This window comes from Leifsonia sp. HAY1-4F, from assembly GCF_056755275.1.
In genome coordinates this window covers 1-218 of the sequence record NZ_JBNDHX010000593.1, presented here as the reverse complement: position 1 = coordinate 218, position 218 = coordinate 1, and the positions used below count along the sequence as shown (strand labels likewise).

1 protein-coding gene is annotated in these 218 nt (G+C 61.9%); it reads right to left on the bottom strand.

Annotated elements, in window-relative coordinates; translation table 11 throughout:
* Positions 1 to 218: hypothetical protein (locus ACPYOG_RS20625; protein ID WP_481295926.1), on the bottom strand; the 218-nt coding region annotated here is incomplete at both ends.

Here is a 218-nt window from a genome sequence, read left to right as displayed (position 1 = left end):
CCCCCCCCCCCCCCCCCCTTTGCCAAAGAAAACCCCCCCCCCCAGATTAGCGAGTGTCTCGTGGGCTCGGAGATGTGTATAAGAGACAGGGTACCCCTCCGTGAAGATCGTGCCGATCGGCCGCGGGTGCTCGTAGACCCACCTCCACACCCGCTGCACCTCCCGGATATCGATGTGATACCTGTCTCTTATACACATCTGACGCTGCCGACGACGGA